The organism is Paenibacillus sp. J23TS9, from assembly GCF_018403225.1.
In the GTDB taxonomy this organism is placed as follows: domain Bacteria; phylum Bacillota; class Bacilli; order Paenibacillales; family Paenibacillaceae; genus Paenibacillus_AQ.
In genome coordinates, this window is sequence record NZ_BOSG01000007.1 from 38,909 (window position 1) to 59,310 (window position 20,402).

A 20,402-nucleotide genomic window follows, 5' to 3' on the forward strand; every position below is an offset into this window, starting at 1 on the left:
ATAACAGCAAGAATATACACCACACTAATAAAGCTATCCTACACTTTCTTGCTTCTAAAAAAAGGGATCGGAGTTCTTCTCCGGTCCCTTTTCGTATGCTATTTAATCACGCTGCCGCCATACAGAAAGCGGAGTTTCCATGAGCTGCTGAAATCAGTCACTACAACTCCCCCTGCTTTCTCAGAATACGTATGCAGCAATTTCCCGTCACCGAGGTAAACAGCGACATGAGTAATCCGTTCCTCATTGACGTTAACCCCCTCGTAGTCCGAAGCCTTCGAGCCATTATAGGTCATAAAAAACACAAGATCCCCGCGTTTGAGCTTATCGGTATTATACACAGCATTGCTGTTTTGCTTCACCCAGGTTCCCTGCTGGCGGGAATCCGCAGGCAGTACAATGCCAGCTGCTTCTTTGAAAATCTGACGGGTGAATGCCGAGCAGTCGAAGGTATTCGTCTGGTTCCGGTCCGAACCGTATTCGTAAGGAGTTCCGAGGTATTTCATACCAGTCTGAATGACCTGCTCAATCGTAGCGCTGACATTGGAACTGGCTGGCGGCACCACCGGTGCAGGCGAACTGGAACCGTTACCCGGTTTGGTAGTCGATCCAGAACCCGAATTCACGACTATGTATTGATTAGCGGAGCTGGTATACCCAACTTGGCCCGACAAGGTTTTTACTTTATAAAAATAAGATGTGCTTTCTTCAAGTATCGTTACTTGCTCTCCACTTTTCAAATATCCCAGTACCTGACTCGACATGGATGGCTTGTCCCTTAATCTGACACTGGCCTGAATAATGCCGGTTTGGGAATGGACACTCTTTTGTGTACTCGCTGCAGCAGCTTCAGCCTTGGGACCTGCAGGCAGTATGATAGCGGTGGAAACCGCAGCGGAAACAAGCAGGCATCCGAGCAAGCTTTTCTTGATGTTAATCATGTATTTCCTCCTTGTGATGTCTGATAATGAGTGTTTATGTCCCCATTATAGTCAGAAGGCAGGATATGCCACATGCTCCTTTTCTCACAAAAAAATTGTCCAATTTTTAGCACTATACAGGTCTAAAGTCTCGAATTATCCTTATATTATGCTTTCAAGGGATATTAAGGTAATTTAATGACAAGCAGCCGTAGTTCTTCTCAAAACAAACAGGGTTATCCCAGCAGCTAAATACATAGCTGTTGGGACAACCCCTATTTTTTCATCATATTGCTGTGCCTTCCCGGCTCAAATAAATCCAGATCCTTCGGCTCCACATGGACATGTACGTTCATAATGTTATGCATATCGGTGAGCCGTTCCTCGATTTCATCGCTGATCCGGTGTCCTTCGATAATACTTAAATGAGGATCAACTTCAATGACGACATCCACCAGAACATGATTCCCGTGAACCCTTGCCTTTACGTCCTTGATGCCCTCTACCCCCGGAGTACGTCCAATCGCACTGCGGAGATCCTTCAGTTCAGCCTGGTCAAATCCATCCGTCAAACGATACGTCGAATCCCTGAAAATATCCCATGCCGTCTTACAAATCAGTAAGCCTACCACAAAGGCCGCAGCTACATCCAGCCAAGGGAGCCCAAACTGGGCGCCGACAATGCCGACCGCCGCTCCAATACTGACCAAGGCATCGGAAAAGTTGTCTTTGGCAGCAGCCATGAGTGCTTGATTGTTAATTTGTTTCGCCAATCTTTTATTGTACCGGTATACCCCGTACATACAGACCGCACAAACTACCGCTATCCCGGCCGCCCACAGATTTGGCTCGACTTCCCGGCCTGCAAATAAGGAGCGTACCGCATCGACGAGAACCTGAATGCCGACCATCGCCATAATAAATGAAGCAATGAGAGCTGCAACCGTCTCTGCCCGAAAATGCCCGTAGGCATGGTCAGAATCCGGCGGCTTCTGGGAGATTCGGAGCCCGATCAGGACGGCAATTGAAGCTACAATATCAGTCACATTGTTGAAACCATCGGCAAGCAGCGCACTCGATGCGAATACATAACCGCTCACAAGCTTGAAAGAGGAAAGAACTAGATAAGCGGCTATGCTGACCCAGGCTCCCCGCTCCCCTTTTCTTATATCATCATATATATCCACAATCCCGAAGCCACCTTTTACATAAGGGTTCCTAAAAGCATCTACTTATCCTAGCAAACGTATACCGTGTGGGTCTAGAGAAACATAGTTGCCACAGGCTAAGAGGTTTTGTCCCTCCCATCTCTTGTGGGGAACCGCAAAAAAAGATAGAATAAGGACACAACCTAAAGGGAGGGCTACCCATGTCCGAAAATAATAAAAAGGTCAACCTTGCTGATGCCATCCGTGCGAAGCTGGATCAAAAGAAACAGCAGTCCGGTTCGCAAAAGCCCGGCGGATTTCAAAGCAATTCTCCGCATGCAATGAAAAGCCAAAACAATAAAAAGCCGAATAATCAGCGCCGCCGTACCGGAGGCTCATGATCTGAAAACCATGGTCCTTAGGCCACAAAAAAGCTGCTCTCCCTCTTCGGGAAAGCAGCTTTTTCAATTAGCGTCACGGCTTACAGGCCGTTCGGATACATTTTTTCACGCAGGCCTTTGACCTCATCACTCTCAAGATACTCGTCATAGGTCATCGATTTATCAATGATGCCTGTCGGCGTAATCTCGATGATCCGGTTGGCAATCGTCTGAATGAACTGATGGTCATGCGATGTGAACAAAATCGTTCCATCAAAGTCGATCAATCCGTTATTCAGTGCCGTAATCGACTCCAGATCCAAATGGTTCGTCGGCTCGTCAAGCAGCAGCACGTTAGCGCCATTCAGCATCATCTTGGCAAGCATGCAGCGCACTTTCTCTCCCCCGGAGAGAACACTGGCTTTCTTCAGGGCTTCTTCCCCGGAGAAGAGCATGCGACCCAGGAATCCGCGCAGGAAGGTTTCATCCTGATCCTTGGAATACTGACGCAGCCACTCGACCAGGTTCAGATCTACCCCATCGAAATATTCGGAGTTGTCTTTCGGGAAATATGCCTGAGTCGTCGTTACGCCCCATGCGTATTCACCAGCTTCCGCTTCCGTACGACCCATCAATACTTCAAACAAGGTGGATTTCGGCAAACCATTAGGTCCAACCAAGGCAATCTTATCACCTTTGTTCACCACGAAGCTTAGCTCATCCAGTACCTTTTCGCCTTCAAGCGATTTGCTCAGGCGGTCCACTGTCAGCAGCTGCTTACCAGCTTCACGCTCTGGTTTGAAGTGAAGAAACGGATATTTACGGTTCGAAGGACGAAGATCATCCAGGGTAATTTTATCGAGCTGCTTCTTACGCGAAGTAGCCTGCTTTGATTTGGAAGCATTGGCTGAGAAGCGCTGGATAAATGCCTGCAGTTCCTTGATCTTCTCTTCTTTCTTCTTGTTGGCGTCCCGCTGAAGTTCAAGAGCCAGCTTACTGGACTCATACCAGAAGTCATAGTTGCCGACGTACATCTGGATTTTGCCGAAGTCGATATCCGCAATATGCGTACATACCTTGTTCAGGAAGTGACGGTCATGGGATACAACAATAACGGTGCCTTCATAATCCATCAAGAAGTTTTCCAGCCATTGAATCGATTCCAGATCCAAGTGGTTGGTAGGTTCGTCAAGCAGCAGGTTGTTCGGACGGCCGAACAAGGCTTGTGCCAGGAGCACGCGGACCTTCTCGTTGCCGCTCAGCTCTACCATTTTCTTATCATGCAGTTCACGCGAGATGCCCAGACCAATCAGGAGTGCAGCAGCGTCCGGCTCCGCATCCCAGCCGTTCAGCTCGGCAAATTCACCTTCAAGCTCGCCGGCACGAAGTCCATCAGCTTCCGTAAAGTCCGCTTTGGCATACAAAGCATCCTTTTCCTTCATGATGTCATACAGACGACTGTGGCCCATAATAACCGTTTCCAGAACCGGATATTCATCATATTCAAAATGGTTCTGCTTCAGCACCGCCATCCGTTCGCCCGGTGTCATGTGAACTTCGCCCATATTGGCTTCGATTTCACCGGAGAGAATCTTCAGAAATGTCGATTTACCGGCGCCGTTGGCACCGATCAGACCGTAGCAGTTGCCCGGTGTAAACTTTATATTTACATCTTCAAAAAGTGCGCGCTTTCCGTAACGGAGCGTCACGCCGCTTGTACTGATCATTAAGCATTACCATCCCTTTCACATTAGGCTTCAGCACATTATAGCATAAATAAACGTCCTATCGAAGCCCATTCCAAGAAGGAAGGACTTCGGTAGGACGTAAAAAGTAATTCCTGCACATCCAGCTAGCGGCGCTCGGGGTGAATCCTCAGGGTTTCCCCATAATGCATCACCTTGATTCGTTCCTTGTCCAGCCCAATCCGTTTCCGCTCCGCCTCCATCCGATCCAGCGCTTCCTGAGCGGTATCATCTGCCAGACGAAATGTGCCATAGTGCATCGGAATCATGGTTTCCGCCTTCACATCCAGAAAGGCCTGCAGCGCTTCTTCAGGGTTCACATGCTGCGATGTCATGAACCATTCCGGTTCATATGCCCCGATGGGCATCAACGCGACATGAATGCGATAGCGGTTTCCGATATCCTTAAAGCCGTTAAAATACCCGCTGTCTCCCGCAAAATAAAGATTCGGCGGCAGCAGGAGCGCCGGTTCTTGTTCTCCTTCGGAGACATGCTGCACGGTATGATTCGGTTCAAGAATATACCCGCCCCAGTGCGAGGTATTCGTATCAAACGGCGTCCGCCGCGTCCAGTGCTGCGTGGGCACGAAGGATATTTTCACATCCCGGATAACCATATGATCCCACCACTTGAGCTCGTGACAGTTGTGGAAACCCTTGCGGATCATTTTTTTTCGCAGCCCAACCGGGACGATAAGAGTTGTCTCCGCGCGGTACAACTGACGAATCGATGCCATATGCATATGATCATAATGGGAATGCGATATCAGAATAACATCAATGGGCGGTACATCGCTTATTTCAATTCCCGGTTCTCCCAGCCTGCGCTCAAACCCCATCCGTTTAGCCCAGACCGGGTCCGTCAGTATGTTTAAGCCTTCATATTGAATAAAAAACGTCGAATGTCCGATCCATGTAATGGACGTATCCAGCCGGTTCGCATGCAGATAATCGAGCTCGGGAGGCATGTTAGGTACCTGGTAGGAATAATCCTTTTTCTTCTGTTTACGTTCCTGGCGCCACTGCTTAAACTGTTTCAGCGTGTGATCCGTACTGACATTGTCCATATTATCATAGCGAATTTTGGGCAAGAGCTCCCCCTCCTTCTCATACAATCCATTAGTTCCATTTTACCCTGAATGAAACCCGGTGTACCAGCTGAAGAATGAACACCGCCTCTCAAGCAATACACCACTGGCTAGTCATCTCTGGGATCTTTGTATTTTACAATGTAGATGGCGAGAAACAGGATCGATACAACCACAATCCCCATCGGCGCTACAAATATGGAGAAATCCTCCATGATCCGTCATCCTTTCTTGGCGGAGCTTCCGCGGACGTATTTGGCATCAAACAGAAAGAGCCGCAGGATCAAAATCAGCGAAGGGACAAGCACAATTAGCCCGAGGACAAAAGCGGTAATCAGCGCGATCGCCATCGTATCATTCGTGAAATTCTCGTAAATGTTGATCTGCTTGTACAAAACATAAGGCAGATGGGAACTGCCGTAGCCGAACCAGGCGAACGCAAACTGCAGCATAACCAGGATAAAAGACCAACCCAGATGCTTTTTGCTCCATATCAGATACATAGCGATCAGGAAGCAGAGGAACGATGCCACAAACATCCACGCATGATTCAGCATGCCTTGAAAATGCTCCGGATTTTGCCGGTTGATCTCAAAAAAGGCCAGCAGCGAGGCTGCAATCGTGGGGCCGCTCCAGGCGAGAGCATATCTGCGTAAAATTTCAAAGGCTTCCTCATCCCCGCTTTTCTTCGCATAAAAGCTGAGAAACATGGCGGATATGTACAGCACGCTGACAAGCGCCAACAGAATAACGGACCAGGTATACGGATTCGTGAAAAAATCAGTCCAACTGATCACCACCTTACCTTCCCGGACCGAAATGATACCACCTTCGGAAATCGCCAGGATCGTCGACAAAGCCGCCGGAATCAAAATACCCGTTGCTCCATATAGAGCCATATAGACTTTGTTATTCTCCTTGCTGCTGCCATAGGTATTGAAGGCATAGTACACCCCACGGACAGCCACCAGAACAATCACAAGACTTCCGGGAACAAGGAGAGCCGTACCATAGTAATATGCCACATCCGGAAAAAACCCGATCAGTCCGATATAAAAGAATACCAGAAAGACGTTCGTGACCTCCCATACCGGTGATAGATAGCGCTGAATGATGTTGTGCACCTTGTTCTCATGCCCGAGTACGACGCTGTAGAAGCTGAAAAATCCCGAGCCGAAGTCAATTGAAGCCACGATAATATACCCGAACAAAAAAATCCACAATACGGTGATGCCCACGATTTCGTAGCTCATTTAAGGTTCTCCTCCTTCCATTCCGAGCGCTCTCATCTCTTCCATCGCGTCTTTATTGCGGAAAAGCTTGCTCAGCACCTTAACACAGGAAAAGCATACTACCAGATACAAAATAATGAACAGCACCAGCATCCAGCCCACATAATCTGCCGTTGTCGCTGCCTCCGCCACCTTCATATAACCGCGCATAATCCAAGGCTGGCGCCCGATCTCCGCGTACATCCAGCCCACCTCAATCGCCGTAAAAGACAGCGGCCCAAGCGCCATGATTCCGATCAAGAGCCATTTCGGATAAGCTTTCTTGCCGGGCAGCCATTTGCGGAGCATATACAGAAGCGGAATCACCACCAGCAGTGCACCGAGCGTAACCATCGTGTCAAAATAATAATGGATCGAAAGCGGTGGCCGCTCATCCTCGGGAAATTCATTCAGACCGATCACTTCCGTGTTCGGTGCGTTTCCGGCGAGAATACTGAGCGCATAAGGGATTTTCAGCCCATACCGCACCTCGTTGTTCTCGTCCAGCACGCCGCCATACACCAGTGTCGCATAAGGTTGTGTTTCAAAATGCCACTCTCCTGCGGCCAGCTTCTCCGGCTGGTACTTGGCCAGATATTTACCTGAAAAGTCACCGATCACAGCCGTTGCCACGGCAAATACAAAAGTGGAGACCACCGTCAGCTTCAGCGCCTTTTTGAAATATACATGCTTTTGTCCGCGCAAAATGCTGTAGGCCGCAAGGCCTCCAAGCACGCCCGCACATAGTGTGTAGGATGATACGAGCACATGGGACACCTTGGTCGGTGCCGCTGTATTCAGCATGGCCGCGATCGGGTTAATATCCGTCAGGATGCCTTCCGACAGCGTAAAGCCCTGCGGTGCATTCATAAAGGAATTCACGGTTGTGATAAACATCGCGGATGCCGAAGAGCCAAGTGCTACCGGGATCAAAAGCAGCAGATGTGTGTGCTTATTTTTGAACCGGTCCCAGGTATATAGATAAATGCCAAGAAAAATGGCTTCAATAAAAAAGGCAAAGGTCTCCAAAAATAAAGGCAGCGCGATGGCTTGTCCCGCTACGCGCATAAAGGTTGGCCACAGCAAGCTGAGCTGAAGCCCGATCGAGGTGCCTGTCACGACGCCTACCGCTACCGTGATGACGAACCCCCGGGCCCAGCGGCGCGCCAGCAGCGTATAATGCGGATCATTGGTGCGAATGCCTCTCCACTCCGCCAGCGCAATCATGACCGGAATGCCAACGCCCAGCGATGCAAAAATTATATGTACAAACAAAGTAAGACCGGTCAAAATCCGGCTCAGCAGCACGGGATCAAGCGAAGACATGTGATCATCAGCTCCTTCAGCATTTTCGGGCACTTTATCCAAAATAGTCCATATAACGGCTAAAGCCTTTGATTGCGCCGTAAAGGCAGACCGCGGCAACGATGAGACAGATCACTATCAGAACCCGCTCCTGCTTTTTGAACATCAAGGGAACCTCCCGGCCTCCAGCATTTTTTTGCAGCAGTGGCGCACTTTTAACAGTTTGGCTAAAAAAAACCTTTCATATCCAAAGAGCTTTTCGTTTGGAAACAAAGTAAGGTACACTATAATGAGGTAAAATAAAGAACAAGAGTAATGATGAAGGAGGTTTTTTCATGAAAATTAAATTCATAGAACCAACGCCGAGTCCCAATTCCATGAAGCTGCATCTCGATGAAAGCCTGGATGCTGGGATCCGGAAAACATATACCCTCGACAATGAGCGGTCCGCTCCTTCCTGGATCCGGGAAATGCTGCATATCGAAGGCGTGAAAAGTGTATTCCACACGCTGGACTTCGTCGCTCTTGAGCGTAAAGGCAATGCCGACTGGTCGGTTATTCTGGGCGAGGTACAGGAGCGCTTTGGTCAAGAAGGGATGCAAAATGCATTGCTTGAGGATGAAGAAGGCGCTGGAGAACATTTCGGTGAAGCGGAGGTGCTGGTGCAGTTCTTCCGCGGCATTCCGATGCAGATCCGGGTGAAATCCGGAACGCTGGAGGAACGGATGGCGCTATCCCAGCGCTTCACGGAAGCGGTTATGGAAGTAGCGGCAGCAACCATGATCAAGGAGCGCAAGCTGAAGGATTATGGCGTTCGCTACGGCGAGCTTCAGGAAATCGCCAAGGAAGTTGAGCAGGAGCTCGAAGCAGCCTTTCCGGAAGAACGCCTGAAGCAGGTTATCTCCCAGGCCATTGCCCATGGAGCAAGCAGCGAGGAATTCGAGGAAGAACGCCGCGAGCTGAGCCTGGAAGAACTCGAAGAAGCGATGAACAGCGCGGACTGGCGTGTGCGTTATGCCGCAATGGATAACATGACCCCTGCCGAGGAACATCTTCCAGTCATCAGCAAGGCACTTCATGATGAGAAAATGCAGACACGCCGTCTGGCCGTTGTATATCTCGGCGATCTCCGTACACCGGAAGCGATGGAGCAGCTGTACGAGGCGCTCAAGGACAGCTCTCCAACGGTACGCCGTACAGCCGGGGATACACTTTCGGATATCGGTGATCCGGCGGCTACACCAGCGATGCAGGCGCTGCTGAAAGACAGCAGCAAAATTGTCCGCTGGCGCGCAGCACGGTTCCTCTATGAAGTCGGTACCGAAGAAGCCAGAGACGCTCTGGAGGATGCCGTCAATGATCCAGAGTTCGAGGTCAGTCTGCAGGCGCGGATGGCATTGGAACGGATCGAGTCCGGTGAACAGGCTGCCGGTACCGTATGGCAGCAAATGGCCAAGCGCAACCAGCCCTAATCCCTGCATCCCGGTGATGTTATTACCATAATTATCTATTGTCAGGTGTTTTACATTGCTTTACTATATAGAAACGAATTAAATACCGAAGATAACCTCATCCTGCAAAGGTGAGGTAGAGGTTGCGAAAGCGATGAGTAGCTGCAAGGAGGCGTAAGAGCCGCCGATGACTTGCAGCGAAGTGCGCTTTCGCCGAAGTGTGCGTATCAGCCCTTAAGATCCGCATGCTGGGGCTGTATCCGAAAGGAACAGAACTGTCGCGGCCCATGGCATTGTATGCCTGCCGGCCGTGGTGAGCTATCTTTCATGGATGCACGGATGCGGAAGCCAGAGGTTAACATATAAGGCCCGTAGGTACTCCATACCTGCGGGCCTTTTTGCTGGTAATCCCCTTCCATGATATGCAAATATTTGAAATCATTCAGAAGGGAAGTTTATTTTTTATGAGTAACAAAACACCTGCGACCTCGCTGCGACAGAGCCTGAAAGCCCGTCATATGACGATGATTGCCCTCGGGGGCTCCATCGGTACCGGGCTTTTTCTTGCCAGCGGGAGCGCGATATCCTCCTCGGGTCCCGGCGGTGCCATTCTGGCTTATGCCGCCATTGGACTCATGGTATATTTTCTTATGACCAGTCTCGGAGAAATGGCAACCTACATGCCGGACTCCGGTTCCTTCAGCACATACGGCAGCCGTTTTGTCAGCCCGGCCTTTGGCTTTGCTGTCGGCTGGAACTTCTGGTACAACTGGGCAGTAACGATTGCAGCCGAGCTGGCTGCCGCCACAGTTATTATTAAATACTGGCTGCCGGATTCTCCCTCTCTCTTGTGGAGCTTCTTGTTCCTGGCGTTAATGTTTGCCTTGAATGTTCTCTCCGCCAAAGGTTATGGAGAATCGGAATACTGGTTCGCTATTATCAAAATCGTCACGGTTATCATCTTTCTGGTTCTCGGCGTCATGATGATCTTTGGCATTCTGGGCGGCAAGCCCGTCGGATTCAGCAACTTTAATCTGGGCGGCAGCCCATTCCATGGGGGCTTCTTTGCCATCATTGGCGTATTCATGGCTGCAGGCTTCTCCTTCCAGGGTACCGAGCTGATCGGTGTCGCTGCAGGAGAAAGTGAAAATCCGCGAAAGAATGTGCCGCGCGCCATCCGTCAGGTTTTCTGGCGGATCCTGATTTTCTACATTTTTGCAATTGTGGTCATTGGATTTCTGATTCCTTACACCAATCCGAATTTGCTCAAATCAGACCTGAACAACATTGGTGTCAGTCCCTTTACGCTGGTATTTGAAAAGGCGGGTCTTGCCTTTGCCGCTTCCGTCATGAACGCCGTCATCTTGAGTTCTGTTCTTTCCGCCGGTAACTCCGGTATGTATTCCTCCACCCGCGTGCTTTATGCGATGGCTAAGGATGGACTTGCGCCCAAGCTTCTTGGCAAACTGAACAGCCGCGGTGTTCCGATCAATGCTTTGATCATGACGACACTGGTCGGCATGCTTGCCTTCCTCGCCTCCCTGTTCGGAGACGGTGTTGTGTATAATTGGCTGCTGAACGCCTCCGGGATGTGCGGCTTTATCAACTGGCTAGGCATTGCGATCTGCCATTACCGGTTTCGGCGCGCTTTTATCGCTCAGGGTCATTCACTCGATGAACTGCCGTACCGGGCGAAATGGTTCCCTCTCGGCCCGATACTTGCCTTTATTTTATGTATCATTGCTATTGCCGGCCAAAATACCGGTGCCTTCACGGGTTCGAGTATCGACTGGTACGGGATTCTGGTGTCCTACGTCAGCGTTCCGCTCTTTATCGTCATCTGGCTAGCCTATAAGTGGATTAAAGGCAGCAAGCTGATCCCCTTGAAGCAATGTGATCTGAACACGAATGAACGGCCAAATCGCTGATTCCGATAAAAAAGGTCCCTTCCCGCTGCCATACGCAGTTCGTGAAGGGACCTTTTATTTATTCTATTTCCAGGTGACATACACTCTAAGATCATTTGTCTCATCAAGCTCGCTTTCCACATACGAAATGGAGTTAACGCCCAGCCGGTACAGATCCTGCAGATCATCCATCAAATCCTCATGGCTTCCATGATACCGGAATAATAAGGAATGTCCTTTCTCCTTAATGACCCCACGCACCTTGGTTCTCAATTGGGAGCTTGAACTTACAATCTCAGAGGGCTCATACAGCTGATATTCGAGCGCATGCTCCAGCTTCTTGTAAAAGCCTTGATGGCTGTCCTTTTGGCTGATTAATTTCGTCAGTGTGTTTCTGTAGAGCGTATTCGCTGCTGGGTAGCTTTTCGTCCAGCTGTGATCCTTTTTCATCTGCCCATCCGTGCGAAGGTAATAGCCCGTTCCAATCTCCCCCGCTTTGTCCGGAGCCGGGTCGTCCCAGGTCGTATCGAGGTGGTACCACTTCCCATCGAGCAGTACGAGATTCCACGCATGAAGCTGGCTGATTCCCGTATCCCGCGGGGCGGCGGTCCCTTCCACAATCCGGTTTGTTATTCCAGCGTCCTTCAGCATTTTATAGGCTAAAAGGGAATAGCCTTGGCATACCGTACTTCCGGAGCTCAGACCATCATAAGCCGTATATTTCCGCAGTGTCTCGTCATATTTCAAGTTGAGAACAATCCAGTCGTGAATCACTTTGACTTTCTCATGGTCATTCATTCCCGGCTTGATAATGCTGCCCAGAATGCTCTGGACACGCCGGGAGACATACGCCGTCTGGGCTGCCGTTTCCCGGTAACTCAGCTGCACACTCACATTTGCCGATTTCGTGCTTCCGCTGTAAGAATAGCCATAGCTCTCAATCGTGTAGTTCATGTAAGGGTCGCTTTCAAGCGCCTGTTCCAAAGCATCCTTCAGCTGCCCCTTCAGCTGATTGGTCTTCCCTTGATACACAAACTGGACCTGGCTCAAACGCTGGTTCATCGCACTTAGCAATGTTTTCTGAAGCTCCTGATCGGACCGGACCACATTTGCGCTGGATGTCGTGGAAGCATACACCATTTCCCAATCAATACTAGGGGGTAACACCGCTGCGATGAGCGTACCGGTCAGCACTACCTTGGCCACCGATCTGCGTTTCCATCTCATACAGTACCCTCCCTTCTCTACATATAGGCAATGTTTGTTCGAAAACCACGCAGCCGCTTATTAGCCCTTCGAAATGACTCTATTCCTATCTTGAGACATATATGACTTATTACGTAAATTCAACCTTAAGGGTTCGTCCGGACTGCTGCTTGTACAAAGCGCGCGGCGCACAAGGCAATCTCTTCCGTATTCCCCTTGGCCAAAGCATCCTTAGGTAATAGCGAGCTGCCGATTCCGACTGCACTGGCACCCGCCTCAAAATAATCAGCTATATTTTGAAGCGTGACGCCGCCGGTTGCAATCAGAGGAATATGGTTCAGCGGTCCCCGTATTTCCCGTAAATATCCTAGACCGAGACTGGCCATCGGGAAGAGCTTGACGACCTCAGCTCCGGCATAAAATGCAGCCGCGATTTCGGTTGGAGTCATCGCACCGGGCCATATATCAATTCCCTGCTCCAATGCAAAGCTGATCACATTCATATCCACATTCGGAGAGATTAAAAACTGTGCGCCTGCTGAGACCGCTTCTTTTGCCATATTTACATTGAGCACCGTACCGGCTCCAACATAGGCCTGTCCATCGTATGCCGAGCGCCAATCCTGCATAATATCCAGTGCACCCGCTGTATTCATCGTCACTTCCATCAGCTTGACTCCGCCAGCTGCGAGTCCGGCCCCTGCTGCTCGGGCCTCTTCCCGCTTAATTCCTCTCACGATGGCGACCAGCCTGGATGACATCAGTTCATTTGTCAGTTTCATATCTTAAGCCCCCTATCTGTCTATCTATTACAATAATTCGCAAGTGCGCATCCGTTTCCCTTCCACAGCCAGCGAAAAACCCGGATCACTTGGACGTAAAATCGCAACATTTTTTCAGTTTTTTATACGGAAATTTCTTATGCATTTCGGTATAATAGATATATTGCTTGTGATTTTAGTCATATCCATACCTAGTGAAATGGAGCGAATGTCCGTGACTTACGTGGATACTTCCAATATATCGGCAGAAATGTTCATTACTGTGCTTTTGTTTCTGATTGTCATTGCCCCTCTCTTCAGCTTAGCGATTCTTCGTTTTTTTCAGGGCAAGAAAAAGGCAGGGCTGCTGCTGATCATCTCCGGTGTAGCCGCTTATCTGGTATTCCAGGTAATCATGAAATTGTTTTTTTGATTAGCCTTCCGGTTGGCTGGCTTCTCATAGATGAGCTAACGAAAAAAAGGCAGTGTCCGCGGACACTGCCTTTTCTTTACAGCCGGGTCAGAGCCCGGATTCTATGATCATTCTACCATTTCGAAGCAAGAAACCCGGAATCTCTTAAACCTGTTCGTTCAGATGCTTCTCGAACTGCAGCTTGTTCATCCCAAGAATGCGGTGCTCGCCAATGACGGTCACAGGAACAGCACGCATCCCCATATCCCACACCTGCTGCGCGAATTCATCGCTTTGCTCGATATTGCGCTCTTCGTACTCTACGCCCTTTTCTGCCAGATAACCTTTAACCTGCTTGCAGTGTGGACAGTTGGTGCTTGTATATACGATCACTTTTTCCATGTGTTTATTTCACCTCGTTGTTCATTTGCTGAATCATTCAAGTCATTAAAGAACAGCTGCGTGATGCTCCAGGCTTTCGATATACTTTTCACAGTCCATCGCTGCCATACATCCGCTGCCTGCTGCTGTAATCGCTTGTCTGTAACGGGTATCCTGTACGTCACCGCAAGCGAAGACGCCTGGAATATTGGTTTCCGAAGTTCCTGGCTGTACCGTGATATATCCATTCGCATCCGTTGTAATTTGTCTGCCCAGGAAGCCTGTGTTCGGATGGTGGCCGATCGCAACGAATACGCCGCTCGCTTCCATCAATTCCTCTTCGCCAGTCTCGTTATTCAGCACCTTCAATCCTTTTACACCACGGTCATCAGCGATAACCTCAATCGGTGTACGGTTTAGTGCCCACTCGACCTTCTCATTGCTGCGTACACGGTCCTGCATGATTTTCGAGCCGCGCAGCTCGGTACGGCGGTGAACCAATGTCACCTTTGATGCAAAACGGGTCAGGAAGCTTGCTTCCTCAAGCGCCGAATCGCCGCCGCCAACAACCACAATTTCTTTGCCGCGGAAGAAGAATCCATCGCAGGTTGCACAAGTGCTGACTCCGCGACCCACATTATCCTGCTCGCCCGGAATGCCAAGATATTTAGCTGTAGCACCTGTTGAAATAATCAAGGTTTCAGTCTCTAGCTGACCCATACCTTCCACATCAAGCTTGAATGGACGGCCGTTCAGTTCTACGCTGTTCACCCAGCCTGTACGGAATTCGGCGCCAAAGCGTTCAGCCTGCTTGCGCATATTATCCATCAATTCGGGTCCCATAATGCCTTCAGGAAAACCCGGGAAATTCTCCACTTCAGTTGTGGTCGTAAGCTGCCCCCCAGGCTGTGGCCCCTCGATGATGAGCGGGTTCAGATTGGCGCGTGCCAGATAGATGGCTGCAGTCAAGCCTGCAGGTCCTGTACCGATAATTACGGATTTATACATAAGATTTCCCTCCAAGCTCCCAGTGCCCGGAAAGTAGCCCCGCATAAGCCGGACATACCAGGTTCACTTTATATTTTATTTAAAATAATTATTACCTGATAATTATTATCATATAAATAGACACTTATGTCAATAGCACAAGTATACATGGGTTGATGTCGATTGTTAACAATTAAATTTATACAAATAAGGGTGGCATATACCGAATAGCTTCCTACGGATCCCCCTACACAACATCTTTATTCAATGAATAAAAGGAACTCCCGGGCAGACAGACCGAAAGTTCCTCTCTTTTAGAAAATCATATGATTATCTTAATAACCGCAGGGCATTAAGGATGACAAGAATCGTGCTTCCTTCATGACCAACTACGCCAAATGGCAGGGCAATACCCGTCAGAAAGTTCCCGCTCATCAGCAGGACAATAACGGTGATTGCAAACACCATATTCTGCTTGACGATCCGGCGCGCGCGGCGGGCAAGCTTGATTGTGCCGGCAATTTCTTCAATGTTATCATTCATGAGCACCACATCCGCGACCTCGAGCGCCGTGCCGCTGCCGCTCATTCCCATGCCCATCCCTACGGTCGCTGTCGCGAGTGCAGGTGCGTCATTCACACCATCACCGACCATAACGACATGCCCGTATTCCTCGCGCAGCTTTTTCACATACGTCACCTTTTCTTCAGGAAGCAGATCCGAGTAAATAAGATCGACACCGGTTTGCCGGGCGATGACCTGCGCCGTTTCGCTGCGGTCACCGGTCAGCATGGCCACCTTTACACCGATAGCTTGGAGCTTTCGCACAGCAGCCGCAGCCTGAGGACGAACCACATCCTGCAAAGCGACAAGACCGGCTACCCTTTCCCCATCCAGAATAACCGATACGGTTTTCCCTTCCGCACCCAGAACGGTGCGCTGCTGTTTCCAGTACACGGCTTCCTTGCCGTCATCCATCCGGTCCAGCACATCTGTTTTTCCGATCCGCCACTGCTTTGCACCCACGTTTCCTTCCATTCCCCAGCCGGTAACCGAAGTCACCGATTCGGCGGGCAGCAGCTCGAGCCCCTCCTCCTCGGCCTTTCTGACGATCGCTTTTGCCAAAGGATGCTCCGACAGCTGTTCCACAGAAGCGATGACAGCAAGCAGCTCCTTACGGTCGTAACCATTTGCGGCGATAATATCTGTTACCTGCGGCTCGCCAGCAGTCAGAGTACCTGTTTTATCAAACGCAACGACTGAGGTCAATGCCATATTTTCCATATGGGCACCGCCTTTAAACAAGATGCCGCGACGTGCCCGGTTAGAGATTGCCGACAACAAAGCAGGCATTATAGAGGCAACGAGTGCGCAAGGTGAAGCCACAACCAGAAATACCATGGCTTTATAAAAAGAGTCGCCAAAGCTCCAGCCAAACACGAACGGAACAGCAAAGATAATGACCAAGGTAACTGCAACTACGATTTTGGCATATATCGCTTCAAATCGCTTCATGAACCGCTCTGATTGTGGAACCTCATTCTCCGCCTCTTCTACCAAACGGATAATTTTCGCAAACACCGTAGCATCTGATGTTTGCGATACTTCGATATACAGTACGCCTTCCCCATTCAATGTACCGGCAAATACTTCATCACCCTGAGATTTGTCCATAGGCACAGACTCCCCGGTAATCGAGGATTGGTTCACGGCAGAAAATCCTTTATGAATAATCCCATCCGCCGGGATTAGTTCGCCTGGCTTTACCAGAATCAAGTCGCTGACCTTCAGTTCATCTATGGAAACCAGCGTCATTTTGCCATCTTCAATCCGGAGCGCAAGCTCAGGCTTAAGGGCCATCAAGGAGGAGATATCTTTTTTGCTCCGCTCCATGGTATAGCTTTCAAGCGCGCCGCTGAGCGCAAAGATAAAGATCAGCATCGCCCCTTCATTCCAGTAGCCGATGCTGGCAGCACCCAGCGCGGCAGCTACCATGAGCAGATTCACGTCCAGCTCCCGCTCTTTGATGAGCGTTTCCATTCCCTCCTTGGCTTTAAGCCATCCTCCAGCCGCATAGGACAGAATGTACAGCATGACCGAAATCGCAGTTGAAACGTAGCCTGCAGCCCAGCCTCCAAGCATAAGCACACCACTCAGTATGGCTGCCTGCATTTCAGGATTGCGCAGCATCCCCCGGATATCGAAGCGTCTCTTGCGATGAGGGTTTGGTTCTTTTAAACTGCCGGAGGCAGGACCTTGTTTTGCGATTTGAGCTGTGATCTTTTGTATATTTTCCATATTGTTCACCTTCCTAACTGAGAATGAAAAGCATTATTAGTACCCTTAAAACAGCACATGCTGCTCCAGATTAGCCGGAGCAGCATGTTTTTAATGAAGGACGTATCAACGTCCAATTGAGAATGATAATCATTTTTGCATCAATACAATTGTTTTTCCCTAATGCAACTTTATGCTTATATTATATGCCGGGCTGCATGAATTGTAAACTTGTTTTTACACTTAAACACAAAAAAACCTGAATACGAAGATGCAGTTCAGGGCATCCCTCATATTCAGGCAATTGAACACCAACAATGAAAATCCGGTGCGCATCTCATGTTCAGGTCTATGTAAAATGCTATCCTTCACAACAATATCTATTCGCTCCGTCCGCTTCTTCCTGCAGCTCCAACTGCGCCGCGGCCAAGCGGAATGCGGCTATACCCCCGGAGAGCATGCTGACCTCATTCACATCCATTCGGTACAGTTCTGACAGATCAGCCGCATTTTGCATTCCTGACAAACGAAGCGGGATATGCGGCCTAACTTTTCGTATAGATTCTACCTTTGCTTCTAAGCTCCCGATCATACCCTCAGACCATGAATGGCCGGAATGGCTGATTGAACTGCAGTCCAAGACGAACAGATCTGCGCACCGGGACAGGTCCGCGGCCGCTTCCTCACTAACTTCAGCTCTCATCAATGCACCGATCCTATAAGTTACCGCTCGGCGCTGATGACATAATGTTTCCTCGGCTACCCGTTCAATCAATTCATATGCATGAGTCCATTCCTCTGTATCTGCAGGATACGGGATCAGAATTTCCAAACGGTTCTCCATTCCCTGACGATAACAAGCCAGTGCCGCACGGAATAAAGCTTCAAGCTGAATATCACGCAAATCCAGAAGATACGCTTTTTCGAGCGGACTTTCCAGAGTTAAATCAGCGCCGGATACCAAAGCAACACCCAGTACCCCTTCATCTAAATGATGGAGCATCGTTTCGATATGCCCTTTCCACCGGTATAACAGTCGTTCCCTCAATACAATGCTCGGATGCTGCATGCCAAGATTGGAAGAGTACTGCAAAGCCCATTCTTCAAAAATTTCCTTGAGATGTCCGTTTCTGAGCCAATGATCCTCACGGAGCAGCATCAAGCCTGTCGTCCCGGTCAAGCAATCTGATTGTTCCAGCGGATAAGCCACATTTTCGGCAAAAATCTTCAAACTGCGCACCTCGTCGCTCCACTTCAATAAGCGCTCCGGTGCTCCCAGATCCATATGTTCCCTTGAAAAAGGCCCGGACTCCCGCAAAATGGCACCGATTGAATAGGGATCAGCCGCGAGAATCGCCTCCTCCTTTGTCATGGATCCAATCAGGGTCAGCTCCACAAGCGAAGCGATTTCCGGCAAGGAGCATGCCCGTGCCTGCCCTTCATCCTTTAATGACTTCCTCTCATCCCGCTGACTTACCGGATACAACGTTTCCACAAAATCAGACATAGAGCAGGAGCCGCTTTGGCAGCAGTTATTCTGACACCGATCACTCTTCATTTTTGGCTGTCCACCCTCTTTTCCCGGAAAAAGTGAGCCCGTTGGCATCGAGCCCTACCATACAGAATATTAGCTCCCGTTGAGAAATATACAGAATTTGCGCGGTAGTTGGCCTTTTTCTCTTAATATCAGACCTGACGTACACCGGGAACAAATCAAAAAGACAATTCCCCTGAACCTGCTTATCTATTAAAAAGAAAAAAACCGCTCAACAGAGCGGTTCCTTGGCTTCACTTATTTATATATTATTGCTGGCTGGCTGTAATTGCCTGCTCCAGATCATACAAAATATCATCGATGGCTTCCGTACCGATGGACAAACGCAGCATTTCCGGATTGACTCCGGCTGCAATTTGCTCTTCCTCGGACAGCTGTTGATGCGTTGTGCTCGCCGGGTGAATGATGAGAGACTTGGAATCACCTACGTTGGCGAGGTGGGAGAACAGCTTAACGTTCTCAATGACTTTGCGTCCCGCTTCTTTTCCGCCCTTGATGCCAAACGTCAGGATCGCACCCTGTCCCTTAGGCAGATACTTCTGTGCCAGCTCATAAGATGGATGACTTGGAAGCCCTGCATAGCTTACCCACTCCACCGCATCATGGCTTTCCAGATACTGCGCAACCTGAAGGGCGTTTGAGCTGTGACGATCCATGCGAAGATGCAATGTTTCAAGTCCCTGCAGCAGCATCCATGAGTTGAATGGCGAAATCGTGGCACCCATGTCACGAAGCAGCTGTACGCGTGCTTTGATAATATAAGCCATTGGTCCAACAGCTTCCGTATATACGACGCCATGGTAGCTTGGATCCGGTTCAGTCAGTCCCGGAAATTTACCGCTCTTTGCCCAGTCGAATTTACCGCCGTCCACAATCACGCCGCCAATGGATGTACCATGGCCGCCGATGAATTTGGTAGCCGAATGCACGACAACATCCGCACCATGCTCAATCGGACGCAGCAGATACGGGCTTGGGAAGGTATTATCCAGGATCAGCGGAACACCATGCTCATGAGCGATATTGGCAACAGCCTCAATATCCAGCACATCCCCTTTAGGGTTACCAATCGTTTCGGCATATAATGCTTTGGTATTCTCGTTGATTGCTGCGCGGAAGTTCTCCGGATCGCTTGCATCGACGAAATGCACCTTAATACCGAGCTTTGCCAGTGTAGTAGAGAACAGGTTATACGTGCCGCCATACAGCGTGGAGGATGATACGATCTCATCACCTGCGCCAGCGATATTCAGTACGGAGAAGGTGATTGCCGCCTGTCCGGATGAAGTCGCCAATGCGCCAACCCCGCCTTCCAGTGCAGCCACGCGCTGCTCAAACACATCGGTTGTCGGATTCATCAAGCGTGTATAAATATTGCCGAATTCCTTCAGCGCAAACAAATTGGCTGCATGATCAGTATCTTTGAAGCCATATGAAGTTGTTTGATACAGCGGCACTGCGCGGGAAAGCGTCGTTGGGTCAATTTCCTGGCCCGCATGCACGGCTAAGGTTTCAAATGATAATGGGCGTTCGTTGGACATGGGTAAATCCTCCCTTTTCTCGCATGTAAAAATAGTCGCTAGCGCGCGATTTTTTTCATATTTTCTC

The 20,402-nt window shown here is 49.6% G+C and carries 18 protein-coding genes and 1 riboswitch; of the genes, 4 read left to right on the plus strand and 14 right to left on the minus strand.

Annotation, left to right across the window (positions count from 1 at the left end):
* Window positions 1–98: 98 nt before the first annotated feature.
* Both KJS65_RS27645 and KJS65_RS27650 read right to left on the minus strand, forming a co-directional pair.
* Window positions 99–941 carry a C40 family peptidase gene (locus KJS65_RS27645; protein ID WP_244864898.1) on the minus strand — a complete coding sequence of 281 codons (843 nt, stop codon included), beginning with the start codon at window positions 939–941 and terminating at the stop codon, window positions 99–101.
* Between the two features lie 254 nt (window positions 942–1,195).
* Window positions 1,196–2,110: a cation diffusion facilitator family transporter gene (locus KJS65_RS27650; protein WP_280531362.1), complete on the minus strand. Its 915-nt coding sequence runs from the start codon at window positions 2,108–2,110 to the stop codon at window positions 1,196–1,198.
* Between the two features lie 179 nt (window positions 2,111–2,289).
* Here KJS65_RS27650 and KJS65_RS27655 point away from each other — a divergent pair, with 179 nt between their 5' ends.
* Window positions 2,290–2,469 carry a hypothetical protein gene (locus tag KJS65_RS27655; protein WP_136608996.1) on the plus strand — a complete coding sequence of 60 codons (180 nt, stop codon included), beginning with the start codon at window positions 2,290–2,292 and terminating at the stop codon, window positions 2,467–2,469.
* Window positions 2,470–2,549: 80 nt separating this feature from the next.
* Here KJS65_RS27655 and KJS65_RS27660 read toward each other — a convergent pair whose 3' ends face one another.
* The 5 genes from KJS65_RS27660 to KJS65_RS27675 all read right to left on the minus strand — a co-directional run bounded on the left by KJS65_RS27660 (window position 2,550) and on the right by KJS65_RS27675 (window position 7,878).
* Window positions 2,550–4,175 carry an ABC-F family ATP-binding cassette domain-containing protein gene (locus tag KJS65_RS27660; RefSeq protein ID WP_136608997.1) on the minus strand — a complete coding sequence of 542 codons (1,626 nt, stop codon included), beginning with the start codon at window positions 4,173–4,175 and terminating at the stop codon, window positions 2,550–2,552.
* A 125-nt stretch (window positions 4,176–4,300) separates the two neighbouring features.
* The gene (locus tag KJS65_RS27665; RefSeq protein ID WP_213653045.1) at window positions 4,301–5,284 is read right to left on the minus strand and encodes an MBL fold metallo-hydrolase; all 984 of its coding nucleotides are present in this window, start codon (window positions 5,282–5,284) and stop codon (window positions 4,301–4,303) included.
* 107 nt (window positions 5,285–5,391) lie between these two features.
* Window positions 5,392–5,496: a cytochrome bd oxidase small subunit CydS gene (locus tag KJS65_RS30345; protein WP_411832642.1), complete on the minus strand. Its 105-nt coding sequence runs from the start codon at window positions 5,494–5,496 to the stop codon at window positions 5,392–5,394.
* 6 nt (window positions 5,497–5,502) lie between these two features.
* A complete protein-coding gene (locus KJS65_RS27670) occupies window positions 5,503–6,534 on the minus strand; it encodes a cytochrome d ubiquinol oxidase subunit II (RefSeq protein WP_213653046.1) in 1,032 nt (343 codons plus the stop codon).
* A complete protein-coding gene (locus KJS65_RS27675; protein ID WP_213653047.1) occupies window positions 6,535–7,878 on the minus strand; it encodes a cytochrome ubiquinol oxidase subunit I in 1,344 nt (447 codons plus the stop codon).
* Between the two features lie 314 nt (window positions 7,879–8,192).
* On the opposite strand from KJS65_RS27675, the gene KJS65_RS27680 reads away from it, so the two are divergent.
* A complete protein-coding gene (locus KJS65_RS27680) occupies window positions 8,193–9,329 on the plus strand; it encodes a virulence factor (protein WP_213653048.1) in 1,137 nt (378 codons plus the stop codon).
* 108 nt (window positions 9,330–9,437) lie between these two features.
* Window positions 9,438–9,637: riboswitch (Lysine riboswitch) on the plus strand.
* 135 nt (window positions 9,638–9,772) lie between these two features.
* The gene (locus tag KJS65_RS27685; RefSeq protein WP_213653049.1) at window positions 9,773–11,236 is read left to right on the plus strand and encodes an amino acid permease; all 1,464 of its coding nucleotides are present in this window, start codon (window positions 9,773–9,775) and stop codon (window positions 11,234–11,236) included.
* Between the two features lie 63 nt (window positions 11,237–11,299).
* On the opposite strand, the gene KJS65_RS27690 is transcribed toward KJS65_RS27685, so the two are convergent.
* Window positions 11,300–12,442, minus strand: coding sequence for a transglutaminase domain-containing protein (locus KJS65_RS27690; protein ID WP_213653050.1), 1,143 nt, complete (start codon window positions 12,440–12,442; stop codon window positions 11,300–11,302).
* Between the two features lie 125 nt (window positions 12,443–12,567).
* Complete coding sequence (locus tag KJS65_RS27695; RefSeq protein ID WP_213653051.1) at window positions 12,568–13,203, minus strand: bifunctional 4-hydroxy-2-oxoglutarate aldolase/2-dehydro-3-deoxy-phosphogluconate aldolase; 636 nt, start codon at window positions 13,201–13,203, stop codon at window positions 12,568–12,570.
* A 208-nt stretch (window positions 13,204–13,411) separates the two neighbouring features.
* On the opposite strand from KJS65_RS27695, the gene KJS65_RS27700 reads away from it, so the two are divergent.
* Window positions 13,412–13,615: a hypothetical protein gene (locus KJS65_RS27700; RefSeq protein WP_374706227.1), complete on the plus strand. Its 204-nt coding sequence runs from the start codon at window positions 13,412–13,414 to the stop codon at window positions 13,613–13,615.
* A gap of 144 nt (window positions 13,616–13,759) precedes the next feature.
* On the opposite strand, the gene KJS65_RS27705 is transcribed toward KJS65_RS27700, so the two are convergent.
* From KJS65_RS27705 to KJS65_RS27725, 5 genes are all read right to left on the minus strand, one after another.
* Window positions 13,760–13,996 carry a glutaredoxin family protein gene (locus tag KJS65_RS27705; protein ID WP_213653053.1) on the minus strand — a complete coding sequence of 79 codons (237 nt, stop codon included), beginning with the start codon at window positions 13,994–13,996 and terminating at the stop codon, window positions 13,760–13,762.
* Between the two features lie 45 nt (window positions 13,997–14,041).
* The gene (gene trxB, locus KJS65_RS27710; RefSeq protein ID WP_213653054.1) at window positions 14,042–14,983 is read right to left on the minus strand and encodes a thioredoxin-disulfide reductase; all 942 of its coding nucleotides are present in this window, start codon (window positions 14,981–14,983) and stop codon (window positions 14,042–14,044) included.
* A gap of 309 nt (window positions 14,984–15,292) precedes the next feature.
* Entirely contained in the window at window positions 15,293–17,260 is a 1,968-nt protein-coding gene (locus KJS65_RS27715; protein ID WP_213653055.1) for a heavy metal translocating P-type ATPase, read from the minus strand.
* A gap of 340 nt (window positions 17,261–17,600) precedes the next feature.
* Window positions 17,601–18,797, minus strand: a complete 1,197-nt coding sequence (locus KJS65_RS27720; RefSeq protein ID WP_213653056.1) for a hypothetical protein — start codon at window positions 18,795–18,797, stop codon at window positions 17,601–17,603.
* A gap of 245 nt (window positions 18,798–19,042) precedes the next feature.
* The gene (locus KJS65_RS27725) at window positions 19,043–20,335 is read right to left on the minus strand and encodes a homocysteine synthase (protein WP_213653057.1); all 1,293 of its coding nucleotides are present in this window, start codon (window positions 20,333–20,335) and stop codon (window positions 19,043–19,045) included.
* Window positions 20,336–20,402 lie beyond the last annotated feature (67 nt).

Coding starts and splice junctions, on each gene's coding strand:
- KJS65_RS27705 (WP_213653053.1), bottom strand. CDS start 13,996: ATGGAAAAAGTGATCGTATATACAAGCACCAACTGTCCACACTGCAAG.
- KJS65_RS27670 (WP_213653046.1), bottom strand. CDS start 6,534: ATGAGCTACGAAATCGTGGGCATCACCGTATTGTGGATTTTTTTGTTC.
- KJS65_RS27725 (WP_213653057.1), bottom strand. CDS start 20,335: ATGTCCAACGAACGCCCATTATCATTTGAAACCTTAGCCGTGCATGCG.
- trxB (WP_213653054.1), bottom strand. CDS start 14,983: ATGTATAAATCCGTAATTATCGGTACAGGACCTGCAGGCTTGACTGCA.
- KJS65_RS27675 (WP_213653047.1), bottom strand. CDS start 7,878: ATGTCTTCGCTTGATCCCGTGCTGCTGAGCCGGATTTTGACCGGTCTT.
- KJS65_RS27715 (WP_213653055.1), bottom strand. CDS start 17,260: ATGGAAAATATACAAAAGATCACAGCTCAAATCGCAAAACAAGGTCCT.
- KJS65_RS30345 (WP_411832642.1), bottom strand. CDS start 5,496: ATGGAGGATTTCTCCATATTTGTAGCGCCGATGGGGATTGTGGTTGTA.
- KJS65_RS27645 (WP_244864898.1), bottom strand. CDS start 941: ATGATTAACATCAAGAAAAGCTTGCTCGGATGCCTGCTTGTTTCCGCT.
- KJS65_RS27660 (WP_136608997.1), bottom strand. CDS start 4,175: ATGATCAGTACAAGCGGCGTGACGCTCCGTTACGGAAAGCGCGCACTT.
- KJS65_RS27685 (WP_213653049.1), top strand. CDS start 9,773: ATGAGTAACAAAACACCTGCGACCTCGCTGCGACAGAGCCTGAAAGCC.
- KJS65_RS27720 (WP_213653056.1), bottom strand. CDS start 18,797: ATGAAGAGTGATCGGTGTCAGAATAACTGCTGCCAAAGCGGCTCCTGC.
- KJS65_RS27655 (WP_136608996.1), top strand. CDS start 2,290: ATGTCCGAAAATAATAAAAAGGTCAACCTTGCTGATGCCATCCGTGCG.
- KJS65_RS27700 (WP_374706227.1), top strand. CDS start 13,412: ATGTCCGTGACTTACGTGGATACTTCCAATATATCGGCAGAAATGTTC.
- KJS65_RS27690 (WP_213653050.1), bottom strand. CDS start 12,442: ATGAGATGGAAACGCAGATCGGTGGCCAAGGTAGTGCTGACCGGTACG.
- KJS65_RS27695 (WP_213653051.1), bottom strand. CDS start 13,203: ATGAAACTGACAAATGAACTGATGTCATCCAGGCTGGTCGCCATCGTG.
- KJS65_RS27680 (WP_213653048.1), top strand. CDS start 8,193: ATGAAAATTAAATTCATAGAACCAACGCCGAGTCCCAATTCCATGAAG.